Raw genomic sequence first — 22,439 nt, forward strand, 5'->3', positions numbered from 1 at the left:
ATTGATAGGCTTCTATTCCTTTATCCAACAATTTTAGTAAAGCATTTTGCCTGCTTCTGGTTTTTCTATAACTTTTCTTTCGCAGTTTGCTGTAAGAGATATATTTAGTCTTTTGGTCTTTAAACTTTGAGCGAGGTAATTTGATTCGATAAGTTTGACACAGGGTGGGAATCTGTTTTTCCCATAACCATTGACAAGATTCCCAAAGTAATTTCACATCTGTAGGGAAGCGAATATAAGACTCATAACAGGTAGCATCCATTAGTACTACTTGTTTATCAGGTATTTCCTGCTTCCAATTTGCAATAAGGGTTTGTTGTAAAACGCCTAAATCAATATGCTTTGCCAGGTAAGTTCGTGCATTAGAGACAAAAGCATTATCCCGAACCATTTGATTATCACACAATTGAATGCCACAAAACATTTGTATAGCCCAGTCAGTATTTAATCGCTCTAATAGCTTTTCATCACTCAGTTTCAGATAATGCTTCAGAAACATTAAACCAAAATATCCTCGTGGTGGTAAAATGGAAGGAGAACCAACTTTGGTTTTCTTTTTTGGAAGAAGATTGTCTAAAGCTACCCAATCTATGGTTTGATAAATCGCACCTAATTCTGTCTTATTCTTGAAAATGTGCAATCTGGAAAAATTTGGAGAATCCAAATCAAATAATGTACCTTGCATCTGTATTTTTAATTCTTAGCAGAAGAAAAATACGAAAAACCCCGAAATATGTCAAGTTCGTGCATATTCGGGGTTTATTTATTTGCTAAAATATTGCTAATCAAATCGTTACCCTATTAAAGGAGAGCCTAATGTAAAGAAGGCTTACCAAAATTTTTGGTAAGCCTTCTTTACATTATCACCACTCAATAACCTCAAGCCCTCTGCTTTTCAGATAGTTGTTTGCCTGACTGAAATGTTTATTCCCAAACCAGCCACCATAATTGGCCGACATAGGAGATGGGTGTTTAGCTCGCAAAACAAAGTGTTTTTTGTCGTCAATTATTTTGCCTTTGTCCTGTGCGTATTTGCCCCAGAGTAAAAATACAATGCCGTCTTTTTCATCATTCAGGCACCTGATAACGGCATCGGTAAATTGTTCCCAGCCTTTACCCTGATGCGAACCTGCGGCTCCGGCTCTTACAGTAAGCGTAGCATTGAGCAGCAGTACACCTTGTTTGGCCCATCTTTCAAGATTTCCGCTTTTAGGAATCGGTTTGCCTAAATCGTCCTGTATTTCTTTAAAAATATTATTCAAAGATGGTGGTGACGGAACACCATCGTTGACAGAAAAACACAAACCATTGGCCTGACCTGCGCCATGATAGGGGTCTTGTCCTAAAATTACTACTCGGGTATCTTCAAAACTACATTTATCAAAAGCGTTAAAGATAAGCCTGCCCGGCGGGTAACATACCCCGTTTTTATACTCATTCCGCACAAATTCAATCAGATTATGAAAGTATTCTTTCTGAAATTCATCCTTTAGCCGGTCTTTCCAGCTTTCTGCAATCTTAACGTCCATAGATATAATAAAGTCGATTTAGTGACAACTCCGGCCAAAAGTAGCATTTTTCCTGTAGAATGGTGCCGTTTAAGAACTTTTTACAAAAAAAACGCTTCATTAGCATATCAATTATAATATAAATTTGTTACTTTACAGAACGAAATCCCAAATTGTTAAAAAATACACAGGCATTAATCTTGCCTATGATGAATCTACTATAAATTATGACCACAATTACGGCATCAACTGAGGGCGTAAAGGTTAGTGTGCTAACTGAATATCAACCAGAATATTCAAGCCCCTATCAGTCACATTTTGTTTTTAGCTACCGAATCCGAATTGAAAACCACAGCGACAACACCGTACAATTACAAAGACGAAAATGGATTATTTTCGACTCGAATGCGACTGTGCGTGAAATAGAGGGCGAAGGCGTAGTTGGCCTCACTCCTATTTTAGAACCAGGTCAAAGCCACGAGTATATCTCTGGTTGTAGTCTGAAATCTTCTATCGGTAAAATGACAGGCTCTTATGTAATGGAACGTTTGGTTGATGGAAAAAAATTCAGGGTAATGATTCCTGAGTTTGGATTAATTGCTCCATTCAGATTAAACTGAAACTACCAGAACATCAGGTGTTTCTACTTTCTGTTTCACACTGAAAGCTAATGTTTTTGTGCTTTGTTTAGCCGAGATTTAAAAAAATTGACTCAATTGTACATAGATAAAAGCACGACGTATAGTCGTGCTTTTTTTATTGGTGGCATTGATAAAAAAACAAAAAAAACTAACAGGCTGTCTTTTTCTGATTTACTTTTGCAGCAAATTTGTTTTAAATACATTATCTAATTCATAAAAAACTATGCAATACAGAATAGAAAAAGATACAATGGGCGAAGTTCAGGTGCCGATTGATGTTTATTGGGGTGCACAAACACAACGTTCTATTGAAAACTTTAAGATTGCTCAGGATATTAATAAAATGCCTAAGGAAATCATCAGGGCTTTTGCTTACCTGAAACACGGAGCAGCTTTGACAAACCATGAATTAGGCGTATTACCCAAAGAAAAAGCAGATTTGATTGGTACAGTTTGTCAGGAAATACTGGAGGGTAAGTTAGACGACCAGTTTCCGCTGGTAGTGTGGCAGACAGGTTCGGGTACACAATCTAATATGAACTGCAATGAGGTAATAGCGTATCGTGGACATGTATTGCAAGGGGGTGAATTAGGCGATAAAACCAAGTTTTTGCATCCGAATGATGATGTCAATAAATCTCAATCATCAAATGACACTTTCCCGACTGCCATGCACATTGCTGCCTATAAAATGCTGATTGGGGTAACAATACCGGGTATTGAAAAATTACGCAATACGCTTGCCGAAAAATCAAAAGCATTTATGGAAGTGGTGAAAATAGGTAGAACACACTTTATGGACGCTACGCCACTTACCTTAGGGCAGGAATTTTCGGGGTATGTTTCTCAGTTAGATCACGGTTTAAAAGCCATTAAAAATACATTGTCTCACCTTTCTGAATTAGCCTTAGGAGGTACTGCCGTTGGTACAGGAATCAATACCCCACAAGGCTATTCTGAATCTGTTGCCAAACATATTGCTTCGCTTACCGGACTTCCGTTCGTAACGGCTGAAAATAAATTTGAAGCTTTAGCTGCACATGATGCCATTGTAGAAGCGCATGGTGCTTTGAAAACCGTAGCTGTCAGCCTCATGAAAATTGCTAACGACATCAGAATGTTGTCGTCTGGCCCTCGCTCAGGCATTGGAGAAATCTTTATTCCGGACAATGAGCCGGGTTCGTCTATTATGCCGGGTAAGGTAAACCCAACCCAGTGCGAAGCGCTAACCATGATTGCCGCACAAGTTATGGGGAATGATGTAGCCATTAACGTAGGTGGAGCGATGGGGCATTTTGAACTGAATGTATTTAAACCTGTCATGATTTATAACTTTTTACATTCAGCACGCCTGATTGGTGACGGTTGTGTATCATTCAATGATAAATGTGCCGTAGGGATTGAGCCATTGAAAGAAAATATCAAAAAACACGTAGATAACTCATTGATGCTCGTAACAGCCTTAAATACTAAAATTGGCTACTACAAAGCGGCTGAAATTGCACAAACAGCCCATAAAAATGGTGGCACTTTAAAAGAAACGGCCATTAAATTAGGTTACCTGACGGCCGAAGAATTTGATGCCTGGGTAAAACCGGAAGATATGGTTGGGAGTTTGAAATAAATTTAACCGAAATCATAAAAAGCCTGTCTATCAATATCAGAAAGACAGGCTTTTTTGTTTCCTATATTTTACCACGGAGTAGCCCGGAGTTTTGCACTGAGTAACACAGAGTATTTTATATTAATTTACGCCAAAACCTCATTAATTACCTTACCTGCCACATCTGTCAATCTGAAATTTCTGCCCTGAAATGGAAATACCAGTTTCTCATGATTGAAACCCATCAGATGAAGAATAGTTGCCTGTAAATCATGAATATGGGTTTTACCTTTTACGCCATAGTAGCCTATTTCATCTGTTTCTCCGTGTGAATATCCTTTCTTTAAGCCTGCGCCCGCCATAAACATCGTAAAAGCATCTACATGGTGGTCTCGGCCTTTATAAGGCGTATTGTTATCACCTGCTCTGTTTTCCATCATGGGGGTTCTGCCAAATTCACCACCCCATACTATCAGTGTATCCTCTAACAATCCTCTTTGCTTTAAATCTAAAATTAAGGCCGAGATGGGCTTATCTACGTATTCAACGTTTCTTCGCAAACCTATGTCCACACCACTTCCGGCATCAGTACCATGATTATCCCATCGGCGGTCAAATAATTGTACCACTCTCACACCTTTTTCTAAAAGTTTACGAGCCAACAGACAGTTATTCGCAAAACTTGCTTTGCCGGGCTGTGTCCCATACATTTCATGAATATAGGCTGGTTCTCCTGAAATATCCATTGTTCCGGGCACTTCTGCCTGCATTCTATAAGCCAATTCGTATTGAGAAATTCGGGTCAGAATCTCCGGGTCACCAATTTCCTGATAGGTCAGTTCATTGATTTTATTAATGGTCTCAATAGATTTTTTTCGCAAACTGCTATCTATTTCATTCGGATTATTGATATACAGAACCGGGTCGCCTTTTGAGCGGCATTGTACTCCCTGATACACAGAAGGCAAAAATCCATTACCCCACAGGTATTTACCTGCACTTGGTTCTGAACCCGATACCAGAACTACATAGCCCGGCAGATTCTGGTTCTCTGAACCTAAACCATAGGTAATCCATGAGCCAAGGCTTGGCCTGCCTACCCTTGATGCCCCTGTGTGCATAAATAACTGAGCCGGAGCATGGTTAAACTCATCGGTGTGCATGGCTTTCAGAAAAGTCAGTTCATCTGATAATTTAGGCAGATAATTGAAATAATCAGAAAACCAGTTGCCAGACTGCCCGTATTGCTGAAAGGTTGACTGCGGCCCTAACATCTTGGGTACACCTTTAATAAAAGCAAACCTTTTACCCTCTAACAATGAAGGCGGACAAAGTTGCCCGTCTAATTTTGCCAGTTCGGGCTTATAATCAAATAATTCTAATTGTGAGGGTGCACCTTCCATGTGCATAAAAATAACCCGCTTGGCTTTGGGACTAAAATGGGAAGGTCTTACTGCCAGTGGATTTTCATCAACCGGTGGTTTAGACGACTCACCAAAGCATCCTCCTAAAATAGAAGAGATGGCCAGCCCACCCAGTCCTGAAGTACATTGTTTCAGGAAATGTCGTCGGGTATTATATTTTGCTTCCTCAAAAAAAGCTTCTTCTGTAACTGATGTTCTATTCATTTGGTCAGAAATTCATCTAAGTTCATCATGGCATTGGCTGTCAGTGTCAAAGCCCCTAATTCTGCTTCTTGCTTTTGTTTCTTCCGTAAATCAAGCAAAGTTTCCTGATACAGTTGGTATAGCAATTGGGTTTTGTTAGGTGATGGTGCTTTTTGGAATAGATATTGGTATCCTACTCTCAGCTTCTCCTCTACCCTATGCCCTGGTACTTCTTTCATTTTCAAAGCAATATGTTGCGCAGCTGCATAGTAAACCGTATCATTCAGCGTTGTTAATGCCTGCAAAGGGGTATTGGTTCGAATGCGTCTTGAAGTACAGACGTTTCGCTGAGGACTATCAAACGTAATCATGGACGGATACGGATTGGTACGTCGCCAATAGGTATAAACGGCTCTCCTGAAAAGGTTTTTCTCAGGCTCATTTCTCCATGAATTATCTGTCGGGTTTGGCGGACGAACACTTGGGCCATACATTTCTTTATTCAACAACTGGCTTACAAATAAAGCCTGGTCTCTTATCTGTTCTGACGAAAGTCTTACTCTCGGGCCTCTGGCTAATAGTAAATTGCGAGGGTCTTTTTCTAATAATTCTTTATCCACTATCTCCGACTGCCGATAAGTTGCCGACATCACCATCAGTTTCAGCAGTTTTTTCACACTCCATTGCTGTTTATCTCTGAACTGAACAGCCAGCCAGTCTAACAACTCAGGATGAGTAGGTTTGGCACCCATTGTTCCGAAATCTTCCAATGACTCAACAATGCCATTCCCGAATAGCTGCTCCCAGTAACGGTTTACCATGACCCTTGCCGTTAGCGGATTCTCTTTATTTACCAGCCACTCCGCAAAGCCTAATCGGTTGTTAGGGTAATTTTTCATATCCGGCAATGAACCCGGAATGGCAGGTTTTACCTCCTCGCCATGTACCATCCAGTTTCCTCTGATAAACACATGGGTTTTACGTGCCCTGCTGGGCATCATTTCCATAATTACAGGCGTTGTGATACTTTCAATTTTTGCCAGTTTATCGAGCGAATCGCTGAAAGCCTTGGGGAAATTATTCTTTAATGGCCTTTTTGAATGAAAGTCAATCCAGTCAAGATGGATAAGGTCTGTCCAGAAATTTTTCCCTTTTTTATAGACCAGATATACATCATGCACCCCATTGGTTGGTTTTACACTTCCGCTTGAAGTAGTATAGTCTTTCCATCTCGACCAGCCATCATTTACAGTTTCTTCACTGCATTTAGTTTCGACCCTGCTAATTAGTTCCCCCTCCGAGCTTCCGAGTCGCATTTCTATAAACAAATTTTCGGCACCGCTCTGATATCCGTAAGTTACTTTGGTAATATTGGTTAAGTCCACGTCTTCATATACTGTATAGGCACCATCAGTAGTCTGCATAATTGTTTTCTGGTTATTCCACAATTCAATATGCCTGCTGGCACTGTCAAAGTCCTCAGCTTCTATGCGGTAAACGCCCATTCTTTTCAGGTAATCCTGCTTTTGCTTGTCTAAAGGTATATTCGGCGAAATAGGCGTTGGGTTCTTTTCTACATTCTTCAACCAGGTTAGCAGTTTCTTTACCTCCTTCTCCTTTTCAGCAGAATAGGTTTTTAGCAAAGGTTTATCATTATACAAATCTCTATCCTGTGTATTATTAAAGAAGGCAAAAGACTGGTAAAATTCTTTATGCCTGAAAGGGTCGTAAGGATGGCTATGGCATTGCACACAAGCCATGGTAGTACCTTGCCATACTTCCCAAGTGGTTGATACCCTGTCTAAAAGAGCCATATTTCTGAACTCTTCATCATTGGTTCCCCCCTCATCGTTCGCCATTGTATTCCTGTGAAAAGCAGTCGCTATCAATCTGTTTTCTATATCTTTTGCCGTAATATCATTTGATTTGGGCAATAAATCACCTGCCAACTGATTGATGGTAAATTGGTCGAAAGGCATATCGTCATTATAAGCCCTGATTATCCAGTCACGGTATTGCCAGATACTGCGGTCTAAATCTTTTTCATACCCTTTTGAGTCGGCATAGCGGGCTAAATCAAGCCACATGGTTGCCCAACGCTCACCAAAATGAGGCGATTTCAATAATCTTTCAACCTGTTTTTCATAAGCATTACTACTACTATCTTTCAGAAATGCCTGTGTTTCTTCAATGGTCGGTGGCAGTCCTATCAGGTCTAAACTTAATCTTCTTAGCAGTGTAGTTTTATCTGTTTCAGGAGAATGTTTCAAACCTTCCTGATTCAGTTTATCCAACACAAATTTATCAATGTCATTCTTTACCCAGTTATCACTGATATTGGGCGGACTGATAGAGGCATCAGGTTTAATATAAGACCAATGGTCTTCCCAGTTAGCACCCTCGTTAATCCATTTTTCTATTTTGCTTATTTCTTCATTGCTCAGGGGTTCGGCTTCTAAAGGCATCCGGGCTTCTGTGTCGTGGGTTTTCAGTCGTTTAACCAATTCAGAATTAGCGGCATCATGAGGTATAATGGCAAATTTGCCCGACTTTGCTTTTGCTAATGCTTCTTCTCTGAAAAGCAGACTGAATCCGCCACTTTTTTTTACTCCTCCGTGGCAAACAATACATTTCTTATTGAATATAGGCCGGATTTCTTCATTATAACTGATTTTCTCTCTGGTGAAATGATAAACAGAAGCGGCAGCTATAAGCACAGCAGCAAGAAGGCTAATCCAGGTGAATCTCTGAGAATTCATTTCGTTGGTTTAATGAAAATACTCCCGAATATCTTGAAAAAATGATATGAATACAAGTTTTTTTATTATTATACCTCAATACCCGTAAAAACTACTATCCGCTTCCTGCTTAAAATCATAAAGTCTTAATATCTTTGAGCATCTTAACAAAAATGTTTCAGCTAATGGTAACTGAAGAAACTTTAAGAGCGTTAGCGCTTTCTTTTCCCGACACCGTAGAGCAACCTCATTTTGAAAAAACCTCGTTCAGAACAAAGAAAAAAATCTTTGCTACCTATGCTGCGCTTGACAAGCGAGTCTGTCTGAAACTATCTGAGATTGACCAGTCGGTTTTCTGTTCGTTTGATAAATCTATTGTTTATCCGGTGCCGAACAAATGGGGTAAACAAGGGTGGACATTATTTGAGCTGACCCTGATAGAAAAAGAGATGCTGGCCGATGCCTTAGCAACTGCTTATAAAGAGGTAACCAAGAAAAAATAGCCTTTTGCCATAAATTATGAGAATTATAGACTATCCGAGCATTATAAAAATAGCCTGGGCAAACTTTGATAATTCAAAAACCATTGCCCACATAGAAGATATTAGTGCCAAAGTTTCAACCAACCACGTTTTCAGGGTAAGGTTTGATAACGACGATATGATTATTGCCAAGTTGTCTTACTTTGGCACTTACGAGCACTTCAAGGAAGACCATCAGATTATTCATGCGCTATCCAATAACTTATTGTATCCTTTCGAAAATGTGCTGGCTAAATCCCTCGTCAAAGATAATGAGGTTTATACCTATCGCTTTCGAGAAGGCACCATAGATACCTGGGTAGTATTCTATAATCCCATCAGAAACCTGCACCGATTGCCCCGTCGGTTAGACGATGACCTTATCAGAAAATTAGGGACAGAAATAGCAAAATTTCATAAAGCCTGTGCAAGGGTAAGTACGGTTTTGCCTAAAGCGTCAAAAACTTTAAGGTCAGATATTCAGGATTTACTAAACTTTCTGGATACTGATGTCGGGCAGTTTGAGCATCGGATGCACATAGAACAACTGAAAGAACAGTGTCAGATATTTTTAGAGAATCGTCAGAAACTGGTGGCCAAAACCGTAGAAACAATGCCTGTTTTTATGGACTGGAATATCGGAAATTTTTCGGTAACCAAAAATCTGGAACTATACTCCCGCTGGGACTACGACTGGTTCAGAATCAGTTACCGGGTCATGGATTTTTATTTCTTTAGCCGTGTGGTTTCTGATGCAGGTGACAGAACCGTTTTCAGTTATTATATAGGTCCACTGATGGAAGACCGTTTTATTCTTTTTTTGCAGGAATACCACAAAGTATACCCCCTGACTGAAAATGAAGTACGTTTCATGAAGGAAGCCTACCGTTTCTTTATATTGAATTATGTAATAAAATACGGTAGATATTTCTTTCACCGTACCTATGCCACTAAATTGCAAAGAGAGGCTTATGAAATATACTTCCCATCAATTGATAAAGAATTTAATGCTGAAAAAATACTTAAAGCCTTAAATATTTAATAACTCTAACCAAACTACCTTTTTTACATAGATGAAGATTCATGATTTCAAATCAGTGATTGATAAATACAAAGTCATATTTTTTGATGCTTATGGTGTTCTGAAAAATTATAATGGCCTGATTCCGGGTGTAGAAAAGACCTTTCAATACCTGAAAGACACTAACAAAGAATTTTATATACTTACCAACGATGCCTCACGAAAACCGCAACAACTGGCAGACTCCTACCATCAGTTGGGTATTCCTGATATTGTAGTAACCAATATTATTTCGTCCGGCATGCTTGCGATGGATTATCTCAGACAAAAAGTAAAGAAAGGTAAAGTAGTGTTTTTAGGTACTGAAGATTCTGCCTATTATATCGAAACTTTAGGACTTGAGGCTGTTCCTATCAGTGAGCTCGACTTAGGCCATCTGTCTGATATTCAGGCATTGGCTTTTCTTGACGATGAGGGCTTCGACTGGAAAACAGATTTAAACAAAACCATTAATTTACTCCGTAGAAAAAATATTCCGGTAATTGTAGCCAATACAGACGCCACTTATCCGGTATCAAAAAAAGAAATAGCCATTGCTATGGGTGGGCTGTCTGCCATGATTGAATCAATAGTAGGCAAACAATTTGTGGGTTTTGGTAAACCTGACTCCCAGATGTTTATCTTCGCCTACGACCATATCAAAAATGCTGCTATTGAGAAAAAAGACATTTTAATGGTAGGCGATACTTTACATACCGATATATTAGGCGGCAATAAATTCGGGTTAGATACTGTTCTTGTTCTGAGTGGTAATACTCAGGCAGAAGATGCCGAAGTAAAAATCCAGAGTTCGGGTATCATACCAACTTATATTTGTGAGTCAGCCACCGTTGAATAATCTAAAACATCTAATGAAAAAGGTCTTTCTCAATATCACATTTTTTATTTTAGCAGGGTTATCAGCCCTTGCCCAGACTATTACTGTACAGAAAATCTCACCTGAAACGCTCAAAAAATTTAATATTCTTGGGGTTGAAGTAGTAAAAAGTATTCAGTTTACCGATAAAAATGGGGTAAACTATATCATTGCCACAACCGAAGAAAATACAAAAGACGATTATACCACCAAAAAACTCTGGGTAGAGCATTTTGTAGAAAGTACGGGTAAAGCCCCTAAAATGTTGAGACAAATTACCGACTTTGAAAGAGATTGTCCGGTAGATAATCAGTTAAGCCTGTTTGCTGATTCGTTTACAGTGGTCGATTTGGATAAGAACGGTTTTGCTGAAGTCTTGTTTCTATACAAAACCGGATGTAAAGGCGATGTAAGTCCGTCAGGCTTGAAATTAATGGTATTAGAAAATGGGAATAAAGCGGCCATGAGGGGCAAAATGATTATCAAAGAGTTTAAAACACCCAGAGAAATGACTCCTGATACTGCATTTAAGAGCTTGCCTAAAGCTATTCAGGATAAAGCCATTGCCTTGTGGAGTAAATTTGAACACGAATATGAATAAATGGAAAAAGAAACCATCAGTTGGCAAGACTTTGAAAAAGTGGAGCTAAGAGCAGGGACCATTATTCAGGTAGATGATTTTCCGAAAGCTCGCAAGCCTGCTTACAAACTACTAATAGATTTGGGGCCAGAGATAGGTATTAAACGTTCATCGGCACAAATCACTAATTTTTACTCAAAAGAGCAATTGATAGGCAAACAGGTTATCTGTGTCTGTAACTTCCCGCCCCGACAAATAGCTGATTTTATGTCTGAAGTACTTACTACAGGTTTCATTTTAGACGATGGCGCAGTGGTACTGGCAGAGGCAGAAAGAAAAGTCCCCAATGGTAGCCGATTGGCTTAAAAATTGTAAGATTATCTTGCAAGTCTCGATTCAATTAATTACATTTGTATATAATTCACTCATACAATCATGAAAAAGACATTATTCCGGTTGTTCAATGTTATGATGGCAGTAGTTGTACTGTTGTCAAGCACTGGCTTTGGTTTTGTTGAACATTCATGTATTGTGAAAGGGAAAACGACTTCTTTTCACAAAAAAGGTGATTTATGCTGTTCAGTAAATGAAGCAAAGCATTTCCCGCTCAATAACAAGAATGCTATTGTAAAAAAATCTTCTTGTTGTACTGAAGAAGAAAAATACGAAAACGTAGAATACTCTTCTTCTGTCTCTCAACTTGTAGCCAAATTCACACAATCCTCATTAGACTGGTTTAAGGCTACTTTACACGAAATGGTTAAAACTATTATTGAAACCATTTTCAAAAGTCAGTCTTCTTCTTTAGCCAGTAGCAATACTTCTCCGCCTAATACCGATGGCAGGCAGATTATTACCGCCAAGCAATCTTTCTTGATTTGATATTGTTAAATAATCAGGTTTCCGCAAATCTTGACGATTTGTGGTTTTTGCGTTTATGCTGCTTTTCCCGTAGCTAAGAGTATGTTTAAAAATTGTAATTCTACCTTCAAAGGCATCTTTTTCAGCTATCCTGCGTTACATTTTTTCGATGTAGCTGCTGGCTACAACTGCAAAATGTGCCTTGTCTATCTAAAAAATCTGTCCTTTTCGGTCAGAATAACAAAATTTAAACATACTCTATTTCTTCATTATTTAACATGACATCTATGCAATTATTAATAAAAAATATGGTGTGCAACCGCTGTGTGCGTGTTGTACGTGAGGAACTCGAAAAAATTGGGCTGAGTGTATCAAAGGTTGAATTAGGTATGGCTACTATTAATCTGACGAGTGATACTATTCAGTATAACCTTATACAAAATACACTGCAAAAAGAGGGTTTTGAATTAATAGAAAACCAGAAGGCTTCCGTAATAGAACGTATTAAACATTTAATCATTAATGAGATACACCACAATAAAGGAGAGAAACCTGCTTCGCAGAACTTTTCTGATTTTCTGGTTAAAAAAATAGGGTATGAATACTCCTACCTGAGCCACTTGTTTTCGTCAGTCGAGAAAACAACTATCGAAAAATACATTATTGCACAAAAAATAGAACGTACCAAAGCACTATTGCTCAACGGCGAAATAAGCCTTTCAGAAATCGCCTGGGCTTTAGATTACAGCAGTGTGGCGCATCTATCAAACCAGTTTAAGCAGGTAGAAGGAATTTCTCCAAGCGAATTCAAACGAAATAATCTGAATACCCGTCTATCCATTGATTCAGTTAAAAATCATGTAAGTCTCGTGTAAAATTCTGTAACGCTCTGGTCGGGGCTCTCCCCTACCTTTGTATCATTAACTAATTACAACAATGACACATACCTATGAAGTTACAGGCATGACCTGCGAGGCATGCGAATATAAGATACAGCACGTATTAGGCAATGTAGAAGGGGTGAAATCTGTTAAACCCGACAAAGCCAATAATACAGCAACAGTTGAAATGGAGAAGCATATTCCTGTCAGTAAATTTCAGGAAGCACTCAAGCCGTATCCTAAATATACCATTACTGAAAAAGCGATTACGCCTGTATATGCATCGGCTTTTGTAGAAGAACCACCCAAAAGCTGGTTTGCCACCTATAAGCCCTTGTTACTGATTTTTGCGTTCATTACAGGAGTGTCGGCTTTGACAGCGTTTCATGCAGGAATTTTTGAAGTAGCTCATTTCAGTGGCATGCACTTCATGAATCACTTTATGGCTGGTTTCTTCTTAGTCTTTTCTTTCTTCAAATTTTTAGACTTAAAAGGCTTTGCCGAAAGCTATGCCATGTATGATTTACTGGCCATGAAAGTTCCCGTGTATGGGTTCATTTATCCGTTTATTGAATTAGCTTTAGGAGTGGCTTATTTAGTAAATTTTGAGCCGCAGGCAACCAACATATCCACAATAGTGGTAATGGGCTTTAGTTCTATAGGGGTTATCCAAAGCGTGCTTGATAACAAAAAAATTCGTTGTGCATGTCTGGGTGCAGTATTTAATCTACCCATGAGTACCGTAACCATTATTGAAGATTTATTAATGGTGGGTATGGCCGCCGCAATGCTGTTTGTTTACTAATACACAACGCTAAGAAATAGGAATTAATCTTGATTTCAAAAAATCAGAGGCAAATGAAAAGTTTAAAAAAGATAATATATATAAGCATCTGTTTTACATTGGTTTTGTTCACTACCGCAGGTTTCGCCCAAAACTTAACCGGAGTAGTACTTGACAATACTAATGGAAAAGAAGAAGCTATTGTAGGTGCTACGGTGCACTGGTTAGGCACTAAAGTAGCCACACAAACAGATATTGAGGGCAAGTTTTCAATACCCCGCACCAAATCCGGTCAATTAATTATCAGTTTTGTAGGGTACCAGTCTGATACATTAAATATTTCCAACGAAACAGATTTGAAAGTGTATCTGAAGTCAGAAAATCAGTTGCAGGAAGTGGTAATCAGAAGTGGTTCTACGGCTATTGACAGACTTTCACCACATCAGACCGAGATTATCACTTCAAAAGCGCTGGCTAAGGCCGCCTGTTGTAATCTGTCAGAGAGTTTTGAGACCAATGCTTCTGTATCAGTGAGTTATTCCGACGCTGTAACAGGTGCCAAGCAGATTCAATTATTAGGTCTGGCAGGTACTTATGTTCAGATGAACGTAGAGAATGTTCCGTCTTTAAGAGGTTTAGCTACTACTTTCGGGTTAAACTACATTCCTGGTACATGGGTACAATCTATTGATGTAGGTAAAGGGGCAGGTTCTATTGTGAATGGTTATGAGTCTATGACCGGACAGATAAATGTTGAACTTCAAAAACCTGATATTTCAGAAAGAATTTACCTGAACACCTATGTAAATAGTTTAGGGCGTGGCGAAGTAAATCTGAATCTGGCAAAGATTTTAAAATCTGAAAATGGTAAACCCAGATGGTCGGTTGGTTTATTGACACATGGCTCTACTTTACAGAGTAATATTGATAAAAACCATGATAATTTCTATGACTTACCTAAATATACACAAGTAAATTTTATCAATCGCTGGAAATATGAGTCTGATAAACTAATGGCGCAGTTTGGAGTGAAATTTTTGCATGATAACCGCTTAGGTGGTCAAATTGTCAAGAATCCTTTAGCTTTAGATGATATTATCTATCGTTTTACCAATAGTACGAATCGGGTTGAGGTTTTTTCTAAAACTGCCCGATTGTTTCCTAACAAACCTTACAAGGGTTTGGGGCTGATTCTTAGTGGTATAATTCATGATTCAAAATCACAATTTGGTTTCAGACCTTACGACGGAAAACAAAACACCATTTATGGAAATCTGATTTATCAGGATATTATAGGCAATACCAACCATACTTATAAAACGGGCATCAGTTTCTTGTATGATAATTACCATGAAAGGTTTGCTGATACGCTGATGAAAAGAACTGAGATAGTTCCTGGTGCTTTTTTTGAATATACCTATAAATATCTCGATAAATTTACCGCAGTTGTCGGAGCAAGAACCGATTTTCATAACCTTTATGGCACTATTTTCACGCCCCGCCTGCATGTTTTGTATAATATTAACCCTGATAATGCTTTACGTATTTCAGCAGGAAAAGGGTTCAGAACCCCAAACCCGTTTGCTGAATATTTTGGCAATTTAGTCAGTTCAAGAACTGTACGGTTTCTGGATAGAATCAAGCCCGAGATTGCCTGGAATTACGGTTTTAGTTATACCCGACATTTTGGTAAATCAAGCCTGATTGTTGATGTGTATCGTACCAACTTTGTTAATCAGTTGATAGCCGATACAGAACACCCGCAATTTTTGTATTTCTACAATTCACAGGGTAGTTGGAACTCCAAAGCAAACTATGCAAACTCAGCACAGATTGAGTTAAACTTAATACCAGTCAATCGCCTCGAATTTAAAGTAGCGTATCGTTATACCGATGTCTGGAATACGATAGGTAAACCTTTTAATCAGGATATTACGGTCAGAAAAATGTTTATTCCAAGAGACCGGGTACTATTTAATGTGGGGTATGCGCTGCCTTACGACAAATGGAAGTGGGATTTTACCTTACAGTACAACGGTACTCGCCGTGTGCCTAATCTGTCGCCCAGCTATCAGCACACGAGCTATGAGAGTATGCCTATACAATATGCTCCGGCATTTGTCAATATCAATGCACAGGTTTCAAGGTCGTTCCGTCGGTGGGATGTATACGTTGGCGGAGAAAACCTGAATAACTTTACCCAGAAAAATCCGATTATCACACCAGATACTCCATTTGGAACAAGATTTGACGCAGGTAGTGCATGGGGTCCTGTGGTAGGCAGAATCATTTATTTTGGAACAAGGTATAAATTAGGGGGCATAATTTAACGTTTGGCTAATACCATTCGAAAGGTATTATGCGTTAAAAAACGAAAGAGATTAATTATATGATGAAAATTTATCAGGTATTTTGTTTAATTCTATTGCTTTTTTCTTGTCAACCCAAAGAAGAAATAAAAACTGAAGATATTAATTTCCCGGCGGCTTATGTTGTCAATGGCGGAAGCAATACAGTTTCAATTATTGATTTGAACGAAAGAGTGGTTAAGAAAATCATACAGTTAACCGATTTAGGCCGATTCCCGCATCATATTCAGTTATCGCCGGACGGAAAAAAATTGTCAGTTGCCCTACCTGAATTTGATTTTACCTTAAGCCATGATTTGTTACATCAGGCAACCGATAAAAAGGGAGGTGTAGTTGTGATTGATGCCCTGAATGGCAAAAGCCTGTTGAAAATACCTTTAGAAAAAGTCAATTTCAACGCCGTGTTTTCGCCTGATAATACTGAAATATGGACGGCTTCTGCCAATCATTCAGGCGAAATGTATGTGTTTGATGCCAATACTGGTGTTCAGAAAGCCGTAATTCCTTTAGGGGCAGACCCCTCAGAAGTGGTATTTACTAAAAACGGTGATTATGTGATTGTAGCTTTAGCCGAAAGCAGTTTTGTAGTAGCAGTAAATGCGAAACTGAAAAAGGTGGAGAAATTTATAAAGGTAGCACCATTCCCGACTAATGTATGGGCTGCCAGTGATGGGAATATTTATGTAGAAAACAAGAACTTGAATACCATCGATATTATTGACCCCGAAACCCTGAATGCGTCTGAAACTGATTACATCAATTTAGATTTTAAACCGGGGCAAATTGCCTACAACCAATTGTTGAATGAGCTTTGGGTATGTGAGGCAGGGAGTAATAAAGTAGCTTATTTTCAACTTAAAAATGAAAAATGGGCTTTAAAATCATCTATTGTTACTAACAATGATGCCCATGCCATTACTTTTTCTAAAGATGGAAAAACGGCTTACGTAGTTAATCAGAGAGGCAATACAGTGTCCGTCATTAATACGGCTACACATGAGAAAGTAACCGATATTCCCGTAGGATTAAATCCCAATGGAATTGTTTTAAGAGAGTAATCGTTTTATATAACCAAACAATACACAAAAATGAAGAACATCTTATTTATCCTGTTTTTTGCGACTATTTTCAGTGGTTTTACCAAAGAAGACCCACCAAAAACGGCTGAAGTGAAACTGAAGACCTCGGCTATCTGTGGTATGTGCAAAAAACGTATCGAACGTGACTTAGGGGTAACCAAAGGCATCGTAGGTTCGAATCTTAATTTAGACGATAAAGTAGTAACGGTTATCTATAACCCGAAGAAAACCAATCCGAAGAAAATTAAAAATGCGATTTCAAAAATCGGTTATGATGCAGATGAAGTAATAGCTGACCAGAAAGCACATGATGCCTTACCAGGCTGTTGCCAGAAATCTGCCGCACCGCATAAGGATTGATAACTGATTTTCGTGTTCGTCTTGAACTGTGATTTACCTGATTTTATGATTACACTAATAGAACATTTTAGTGATATATTGATGAATTTGCCATAGATAAAATCATAAAAATCATTCAATCAGTTAAATCAAAGTTCAGACAATCACAATCAATAAAAGCAAAAAGGAGATGCTCACACACCTCCTTTTTGCTTTTTTATCGGAAACGTAAATTATTTACTTTCTTTCAACACCTTCTCTACCAATTCAGCGGCTTCTTTTAATAAAATAGCTGAATATACTTTTAAGCCTGAATCGTTGATAATTTTGGCACCTTCTGCTGCATTTGTTCCTTGCAGACGAACAATGATAGGTACAGGAATTTCGCCGATAGCTTTGTAAGCTTCTACTACCCCTGTGGCTACACGGTCGCAACGCACAATACCACCAAAAATATTAATCAGAATAGCTTTCACGTTTGGGTCTTTCAGAATAATTCTGAAACCAGCCTCAACCGTTTTAGCATTTGCTCCACCACCTACATCAAGGAAGTTGGCAGGCTCACCACCTGATAATTTAATAATATCCATTGTAGCCATTGCCAATCCTGCACCATTTACCATACAACCCACGTTACCATCGAGTTTCACATAGTTCAGGTCGCTTTCCGATGCTTCTACTTCTAATGGGTCTTCTTCCAGTTTATCACGCATCGGCGACAAATCCGGGTGACGGTATAGCGCATTATCATCAAGATTTACTTTGGCATCAACTGCTAAGATTTTATTATCTGATGTTTTCAAAACCGGATTGATTTCAAACATTGATGAATCAGACTCTACATAAGCTTTGTAAAGTGCCCCTACAAACTTCACCATTTCTTTATTGGCTTCACCTGTTAAGCCCAGTTTATCAGCGATTTTACGAGCCTGAAATGCCTGTAAACCTACACGTGGGTCAATCCACTCTTTAATGATTTTTTCAGGATGATGCTCCGCAACCTCTTCAATATCCATACCGCCTTCGGTTGAGGCCATAATAACATTGCAAGCTTTGCCACGGTCAAGCAAAATACCCATATAATATTCTTTAGGTTCGCTATCGCCAGGATAATACGCATCTTCTGCAATAAGTATTTTATTAACAGTTTTGCCTTCTGCTCCGGTCTGAAGCGTAACCAATACATTTCCTAAAAGGTTAGAAGAAATACGTTCTACATCTTCGGCTGACTTAGCTAATTGCACACCACGTTGTTCGGTACCTACAATTTTACCTTTTCCACGTCCACCTGCATGTATTTGTGATTTAACCACTGCAAATTTAGAATTGGTCATTTCGGCAATTTGCTTATAAGCGGCTACGGCCTGCTCAGGGGTTTCGGCAACTATCCCACGTTGGATTCGTACACCATAACGGCTTAGTATTTCTTTACCTTGATACTCGTGAACGTTCATGTAAAGTGATTTTAGAGGTTATAAAATTTGCGCTAATTTAGTGAACAATTATTAATTATCAATCAAATATCATTTACTTTGCTAAATGATGACATACGATACTTTAAATCGTTTACACAAAATAGTAATTAAAAGAAAAAGGATTGTAGATTCTACAGAATCGCCCTATAAATAAGTATATGCTACAGGCAAAAAACATAAGAAAAAGCTACGGAAATCTGCAGGTATTAAGAGGAATCGACCTTACCATCAATCAGGGCGAAATTGTTTCAATTGTAGGAGCATCCGGTGCCGGAAAAACGACCCTACTGCATATATTAGGTACACTCGACAAGGCAGACTCGGGAGAAGTATTGCTTGACGATGTCAATTACAGTTCGCTGAAAGACAAAGAATTAGCTCGCTTCCGTAACGAAAAAATCAGCTTTATTTTTCAGTTTCATAACCTTATGCCAGAATTTACAGCCTTAGAGAATGTCTGTATTCCGGCATGGATTCAACAAAGCCGGACCAATGCAAAAGATAAAGAAGAGGTTGAGAAAAAAGCTACCGAGTTGCTTACACTACTTGGTTTGGGACAAAGAGTAAAACATTTTCCTTCAGAACTTTCCGGTGGAGAACAGCAGCGTGTGGCAGTAGCAAGGGCCCTTATCAATTCTCCATCAGTAGTTTTTGCAGATGAACCCAGCGGAAATCTCGACTCTAAAAATGCCGAAGAATTACACCATTTATTTTTTGAATTACGAAAAAAATTCAATCAGACTTTTGTGATTATTACCCATAACGAACATCTGGCCGATATGTCGGATAGAAAATTAGTGATGCAGGATGGGCAGATTTTATGATTGAGTGATTTGTGATTAATCAACTGTCTTGAACTGTGCCGCGACGGCGTACCGTTTTAGCTGATTTTATGATTTCGCTGATTAAGTAAACTATTTCAATTATGATTCAAATAATAAAAGAATAGTAATTAATACTTTTATTAATAAAATCAATTTACTTCAAGACAATAAAGTATCAGCGAAATCATTTAATCAGTTAAAACGGTCCGCCGTCGCGGCATAGTTCAAGACTGACACATTTTATGAAAAAACTCCTTTTAATAACTTTCCTTTTCCCGATACATTGGCTTGCTGCACAAACCAAACAGCTTCGGTTTGAAGATGTTTCTTATGAGCCAAACATTAAGTCAGTACAGCTATATCCATTGGTAGGCAATGTTTCTGACCCTGCTAAAAGCCTGAACCCTCCGGTTGTACAATTAAATGATAACAATAGTCTCTGGCTCGAATTCGATGATTTGAATCCAAGTTATCAGCAGTACCATGTAAAAATTCTGCATTGTGGCATGGATTGGAAACAATCTGTACTGTCAGAAATTGAATATATGCCCGAATATAACGACCTGATTATTAACGATTATCAGGTTTCCCAAAATACCAAAGTACCTTTCTATCATTACAAGATTGAATTGCCAAAAATGCTGCTCTCGGGCAATTATCTGGTGGTAGTATGGAAAGACCGACGCCGTGACGATATAATGCTGTCACGCCGTTTTATGGTGTATGAAAATGGGGTTAGTTCGATGGCTACGGTGCGTCAGGCACAAAATCCGGCTAAATATAAAACCCACCAGCAGGTTGATTTACAGGTGAATTATGGGGCTTATAATGTAATGTCGCCAAGAGATGAGTTTAAAATCATTATCCGTCAGAATTATCGTTGGGATAAAGTGGTAAAAAACCTGAAACCATTCAGTGTTAATAACTCTACCAATCAGTTAGATTTTCGCTTTTTCGATGATGAAAATGTTTTTCCCGGTACGAATGAATACCGTTTTTTTGATTCAAGAAGTACTTACAACCGTGGACTGTTTATTGATAAAATTCAGCGTGGAAAGGAAGATGATATGTGGGTTTCGCCCCAGAGAGACCGCAGTGAGGCTATTTACATAGAATCCAATGATTTTGATGGAATGTTTGTGATAGACAACCGTGAAGGCAATAAATCAGAAACCGAGGCGGACTATATTTTTATGACTTTCGGACTGAAAAGCGAAGAACTGAATCCGAACGAAAAAGTATATGTGAATGGCAGCTTTAATAACTGGCATCTGGATAAAAACAATGAAATGGCCTACGATAATAATTTCGGCGGTTATACGGCCACTATACAACTGAAACAAGGGGTATATAATTATGATTTTGTAATGGTAAAAGATGGCAAACCCGATGAAGCAGCGTTTGAAGGAAACTTTGCCGAAACAGAAAATACCTACGAAATCTTTATTTATCATAAACCTGTTACAGCCCGCTCAGAGAAATTGATAAGTTATAGAATAGTTGATTTTAATAAAAGACGATAATAAAGAATTGAGTGATGAACTGTGTTAAAAGTCAATAAAAAGTCGAAATATTATTTGGCAAACTCAAAATCATTGACGAACAAGGTTTGGTTTTTAACCACCCCAAAAACTTGTCTGATTAATTTGTTCATCACGGCAATCATAGCGACTTTGTGAGCTTTACCCAAGGCTCTTTGCCTTTGATAAACAGCCACACAGGCCAGGTTATATTTTTTAGCACTTCGGGCAGCCATATAAAGAATCGCTCTGACATAACCCAGTCCGGTTTTAGCCAGCCCATAGTTTTTGTGTACACTTTTGGAGGAGTGTTTTTCGATGGGAACAATTCCTAAGAACTTAAGTACTTGCTTGACATTGCTAAAGTTCTTAAACCCATCACTGGCGATAATCAAAGCATTGGCAGAGGCATCACCGATACCCACTACTGATTTGATTAAACCAAACAAGTGTTTATGTTGGTCATCATCTAAAGTAAAGAGTTCCTCTTTAAATTTAGTGATTTGTATTTGCAAGGTCATTTGCAATAATTCTAAACTTTCAATGACTAACTTGTCAGCTCTTGGGTCAAAAGACAAGGCATGAAGTTGATTCTCATAGGCTTGTTTCTGAGTCATTAAAGTGGATAAATGTTTCCTTTTTTGTCTGAGATGATGCAAATGCTCATCTTCGATACTGGTGGGAGCAGGTTGATAATTGGCTCCATACAAGCTTAATAAGGCTGCATCCACTCCATCATGCTGATGAGTAACTTTCATACTTTTGACAAACCCTTTGCTTTGGCTTGGAGTGATTACACTAAAAGTAATCTCATGAAGCGTTAAAGCATAGCTTAATGGAAGATTATAAGTACCAGTTTGTTCAAAAATAATATGTACATTTTCACCAAGTGTCTCAATCCACTGATTGATAGCTTCTATAGTATTGTCGATAGTTTGTACAGGAAGTTTGATGAATTTGGATGAAGCTTGACTTAAGCCCTGAGCGATGACTAACTCATGGCTTCCCACATCGATACCTATGTACTGTTTGTTTATAGTCATTGTTTTAAAATAGTTTATTTCATGCTTATAACATCATCGTTTGAAGAGATCTATGTCCCAGTGAACTGTCCATAATCGCATGAAGTGGGTAAGTTGGCTATTAGCATCACTCCAGATATATTTTACCAA

General features: G+C 38.5%; 21 protein-coding genes. 15 read left to right on the forward strand and 6 right to left on the reverse strand.

Annotated elements, in window-relative coordinates:
- Together EWM59_RS25070 and ung are read right to left on the reverse strand one after the other, a co-directional pair.
- Positions 1-685 (reverse strand): transposase (locus EWM59_RS25070; RefSeq protein WP_130023161.1); only part of this gene is annotated, 685 nt, incomplete at its 3' end.
- A gap of 178 nt (positions 686-863) precedes the next feature.
- Positions 864-1,529, reverse strand: coding sequence for a uracil-DNA glycosylase (ung, locus tag EWM59_RS25075; RefSeq protein ID WP_130023981.1), 666 nt, complete (start codon positions 1,527-1,529; stop codon positions 864-866).
- A gap of 206 nt (positions 1,530-1,735) precedes the next feature.
- Between ung and apaG the strand changes: the two genes are divergently transcribed.
- Together apaG and fumC are read left to right on the forward strand one after the other, a co-directional pair.
- Entirely contained in the window at positions 1,736-2,128 is a 393-nt protein-coding gene (gene apaG / locus EWM59_RS25080) for a Co2+/Mg2+ efflux facilitator ApaG/CorD (protein WP_130023982.1), read from the forward strand.
- A gap of 244 nt (positions 2,129-2,372) precedes the next feature.
- Positions 2,373-3,773 (forward strand): class II fumarate hydratase, encoded by a 1,401-nt coding sequence (gene fumC, locus EWM59_RS25085; protein WP_130023983.1) that lies wholly within the window; start codon positions 2,373-2,375, stop codon positions 3,771-3,773.
- 125 nt (positions 3,774-3,898) lie between these two features.
- On the opposite strand, the gene EWM59_RS25090 is transcribed toward fumC, so the two are convergent.
- Both EWM59_RS25090 and EWM59_RS25095 read right to left on the reverse strand, forming a co-directional pair.
- On the reverse strand, positions 3,899-5,380 hold the full coding sequence (locus EWM59_RS25090) for a DUF1501 domain-containing protein (RefSeq protein ID WP_130023984.1): 1,482 nt from the start codon (positions 5,378-5,380) through the stop codon (positions 3,899-3,901).
- On the reverse strand, positions 5,377-8,118 hold the full coding sequence (locus EWM59_RS25095; RefSeq protein ID WP_130023985.1) for a DUF1553 domain-containing protein: 2,742 nt from the start codon (positions 8,116-8,118) through the stop codon (positions 5,377-5,379). The genes EWM59_RS25090 and EWM59_RS25095 overlap by 4 nt, the downstream gene beginning before the upstream one ends.
- Positions 8,119-8,282: 164 nt before the next feature.
- On the opposite strand from EWM59_RS25095, the gene EWM59_RS25100 reads away from it, so the two are divergent.
- The 11 genes from EWM59_RS25100 (at position 8,283) to EWM59_RS25150 (ending at position 17,469) form a co-directional block, all read left to right on the forward strand.
- The gene (locus tag EWM59_RS25100) at positions 8,283-8,600 is read left to right on the forward strand and encodes an MmcQ/YjbR family DNA-binding protein (RefSeq protein WP_130023986.1); all 318 of its coding nucleotides are present in this window, start codon (positions 8,283-8,285) and stop codon (positions 8,598-8,600) included.
- A 16-nt stretch (positions 8,601-8,616) separates the two neighbouring features.
- Positions 8,617-9,660: a hypothetical protein gene (locus EWM59_RS25105; RefSeq protein WP_130023987.1), complete on the forward strand. Its 1,044-nt coding sequence runs from the start codon at positions 8,617-8,619 to the stop codon at positions 9,658-9,660.
- 31 nt (positions 9,661-9,691) lie between these two features.
- Positions 9,692-10,537 carry an HAD-IIA family hydrolase gene (locus tag EWM59_RS25110; RefSeq protein WP_130023988.1) on the forward strand — a complete coding sequence of 282 codons (846 nt, stop codon included), beginning with the start codon at positions 9,692-9,694 and terminating at the stop codon, positions 10,535-10,537.
- Positions 10,538-10,550: 13 nt separating this feature from the next.
- Positions 10,551-11,156: a M949_RS01915 family surface polysaccharide biosynthesis protein gene (locus EWM59_RS25115; protein WP_130023989.1), complete on the forward strand. Its 606-nt coding sequence runs from the start codon at positions 10,551-10,553 to the stop codon at positions 11,154-11,156.
- The gene (locus EWM59_RS25120) at positions 11,157-11,501 is read left to right on the forward strand and encodes a tRNA-binding protein (protein ID WP_130023990.1); all 345 of its coding nucleotides are present in this window, start codon (positions 11,157-11,159) and stop codon (positions 11,499-11,501) included.
- A 69-nt stretch (positions 11,502-11,570) separates the two neighbouring features.
- Positions 11,571-12,017 carry an HYC_CC_PP family protein gene (locus EWM59_RS25125; RefSeq protein WP_130023991.1) on the forward strand — a complete coding sequence of 149 codons (447 nt, stop codon included), beginning with the start codon at positions 11,571-11,573 and terminating at the stop codon, positions 12,015-12,017.
- Positions 12,018-12,283: 266 nt separating this feature from the next.
- On the forward strand, positions 12,284-12,871 hold the full coding sequence (locus tag EWM59_RS25130; RefSeq protein WP_130023992.1) for an AraC family transcriptional regulator: 588 nt from the start codon (positions 12,284-12,286) through the stop codon (positions 12,869-12,871).
- Between the two features lie 61 nt (positions 12,872-12,932).
- On the forward strand, positions 12,933-13,682 hold the full coding sequence (locus tag EWM59_RS25135) for a heavy-metal-associated domain-containing protein (RefSeq protein ID WP_130023993.1): 750 nt from the start codon (positions 12,933-12,935) through the stop codon (positions 13,680-13,682).
- A gap of 53 nt (positions 13,683-13,735) precedes the next feature.
- A complete protein-coding gene (locus EWM59_RS25140; RefSeq protein WP_130023994.1) occupies positions 13,736-15,991 on the forward strand; it encodes a TonB-dependent receptor in 2,256 nt (751 codons plus the stop codon).
- 59 nt (positions 15,992-16,050) lie between these two features.
- Positions 16,051-17,088, forward strand: a complete 1,038-nt coding sequence (locus EWM59_RS25145) for a YncE family protein (protein WP_130023995.1) — start codon at positions 16,051-16,053, stop codon at positions 17,086-17,088.
- 30 nt (positions 17,089-17,118) lie between these two features.
- Complete coding sequence (locus EWM59_RS25150) at positions 17,119-17,469, forward strand: heavy-metal-associated domain-containing protein (RefSeq protein ID WP_130023996.1); 351 nt, start codon at positions 17,119-17,121, stop codon at positions 17,467-17,469.
- A gap of 212 nt (positions 17,470-17,681) precedes the next feature.
- Here EWM59_RS25150 and sucC read toward each other — a convergent pair whose 3' ends face one another.
- Positions 17,682-18,902, reverse strand: a complete 1,221-nt coding sequence (gene sucC / locus EWM59_RS25155; RefSeq protein ID WP_130023997.1) for an ADP-forming succinate--CoA ligase subunit beta — start codon at positions 18,900-18,902, stop codon at positions 17,682-17,684.
- Positions 18,903-19,081: 179 nt separating this feature from the next.
- Here sucC and EWM59_RS25160 point away from each other — a divergent pair, with 179 nt between their 5' ends.
- Both EWM59_RS25160 and EWM59_RS25165 read left to right on the forward strand, forming a co-directional pair.
- Entirely contained in the window at positions 19,082-19,747 is a 666-nt protein-coding gene (locus EWM59_RS25160; protein WP_130023998.1) for an ABC transporter ATP-binding protein, read from the forward strand.
- Between the two features lie 242 nt (positions 19,748-19,989).
- Entirely contained in the window at positions 19,990-21,270 is a 1,281-nt protein-coding gene (locus tag EWM59_RS25165; RefSeq protein ID WP_130023999.1) for a type IX secretion system plug protein, read from the forward strand.
- A 50-nt stretch (positions 21,271-21,320) separates the two neighbouring features.
- Here the strand turns inward: EWM59_RS25165 and EWM59_RS25170 are convergent, their stop codons facing one another.
- On the reverse strand, positions 21,321-22,310 hold the full coding sequence (locus tag EWM59_RS25170; RefSeq protein WP_130021068.1) for a transposase: 990 nt from the start codon (positions 22,308-22,310) through the stop codon (positions 21,321-21,323).
- Between the last annotated feature and the right edge of the window lie 129 nt (positions 22,311-22,439).

This window comes from Emticicia agri (assembly GCF_004168285.1).
Classification (GTDB): Bacteria; Bacteroidota; Bacteroidia; order Cytophagales; family Spirosomataceae; genus Emticicia; species Emticicia agri.

What these genes read in the sequence shown, in the direction of transcription:
- EWM59_RS25130 (WP_130023992.1), top strand. Translation starts at nt 12,284, where the DNA reads ATGCAATTATTAATAAAAAATATGGTGTGCAACCGCTGTGTGCGTGTT.
- EWM59_RS25125 (WP_130023991.1), top strand. Translation starts at nt 11,571, where the DNA reads ATGAAAAAGACATTATTCCGGTTGTTCAATGTTATGATGGCAGTAGTT.
- EWM59_RS25090 (WP_130023984.1), bottom strand. Translation starts at nt 5,380, where the DNA reads ATGAATAGAACATCAGTTACAGAAGAAGCTTTTTTTGAGGAAGCAAAA.
- EWM59_RS25115 (WP_130023989.1), top strand. Translation starts at nt 10,551, where the DNA reads ATGAAAAAGGTCTTTCTCAATATCACATTTTTTATTTTAGCAGGGTTA.
- EWM59_RS25160 (WP_130023998.1), top strand. Translation starts at nt 19,082, where the DNA reads ATGCTACAGGCAAAAAACATAAGAAAAAGCTACGGAAATCTGCAGGTA.
- EWM59_RS25105 (WP_130023987.1), top strand. Translation starts at nt 8,617, where the DNA reads ATGAGAATTATAGACTATCCGAGCATTATAAAAATAGCCTGGGCAAAC.
- fumC (WP_130023983.1), top strand. Translation starts at nt 2,373, where the DNA reads ATGCAATACAGAATAGAAAAAGATACAATGGGCGAAGTTCAGGTGCCG.
- EWM59_RS25100 (WP_130023986.1), top strand. Translation starts at nt 8,283, where the DNA reads ATGGTAACTGAAGAAACTTTAAGAGCGTTAGCGCTTTCTTTTCCCGAC.
- apaG (WP_130023982.1), top strand. Translation starts at nt 1,736, where the DNA reads ATGACCACAATTACGGCATCAACTGAGGGCGTAAAGGTTAGTGTGCTA.
- EWM59_RS25120 (WP_130023990.1), top strand. Translation starts at nt 11,157, where the DNA reads ATGGAAAAAGAAACCATCAGTTGGCAAGACTTTGAAAAAGTGGAGCTA.
- EWM59_RS25150 (WP_130023996.1), top strand. Translation starts at nt 17,119, where the DNA reads ATGAAGAACATCTTATTTATCCTGTTTTTTGCGACTATTTTCAGTGGT.
- EWM59_RS25140 (WP_130023994.1), top strand. Translation starts at nt 13,736, where the DNA reads ATGAAAAGTTTAAAAAAGATAATATATATAAGCATCTGTTTTACATTG.
- ung (WP_130023981.1), bottom strand. Translation starts at nt 1,529, where the DNA reads ATGGACGTTAAGATTGCAGAAAGCTGGAAAGACCGGCTAAAGGATGAA.
- EWM59_RS25170 (WP_130021068.1), bottom strand. Translation starts at nt 22,310, where the DNA reads ATGACTATAAACAAACAGTACATAGGTATCGATGTGGGAAGCCATGAG.
- EWM59_RS25110 (WP_130023988.1), top strand. Translation starts at nt 9,692, where the DNA reads ATGAAGATTCATGATTTCAAATCAGTGATTGATAAATACAAAGTCATA.
- EWM59_RS25165 (WP_130023999.1), top strand. Translation starts at nt 19,990, where the DNA reads ATGAAAAAACTCCTTTTAATAACTTTCCTTTTCCCGATACATTGGCTT.
- sucC (WP_130023997.1), bottom strand. Translation starts at nt 18,902, where the DNA reads ATGAACGTTCACGAGTATCAAGGTAAAGAAATACTAAGCCGTTATGGT.
- EWM59_RS25135 (WP_130023993.1), top strand. Translation starts at nt 12,933, where the DNA reads ATGACACATACCTATGAAGTTACAGGCATGACCTGCGAGGCATGCGAA.
- EWM59_RS25095 (WP_130023985.1), bottom strand. Translation starts at nt 8,118, where the DNA reads ATGAATTCTCAGAGATTCACCTGGATTAGCCTTCTTGCTGCTGTGCTT.
- EWM59_RS25145 (WP_130023995.1), top strand. Translation starts at nt 16,051, where the DNA reads ATGATGAAAATTTATCAGGTATTTTGTTTAATTCTATTGCTTTTTTCT.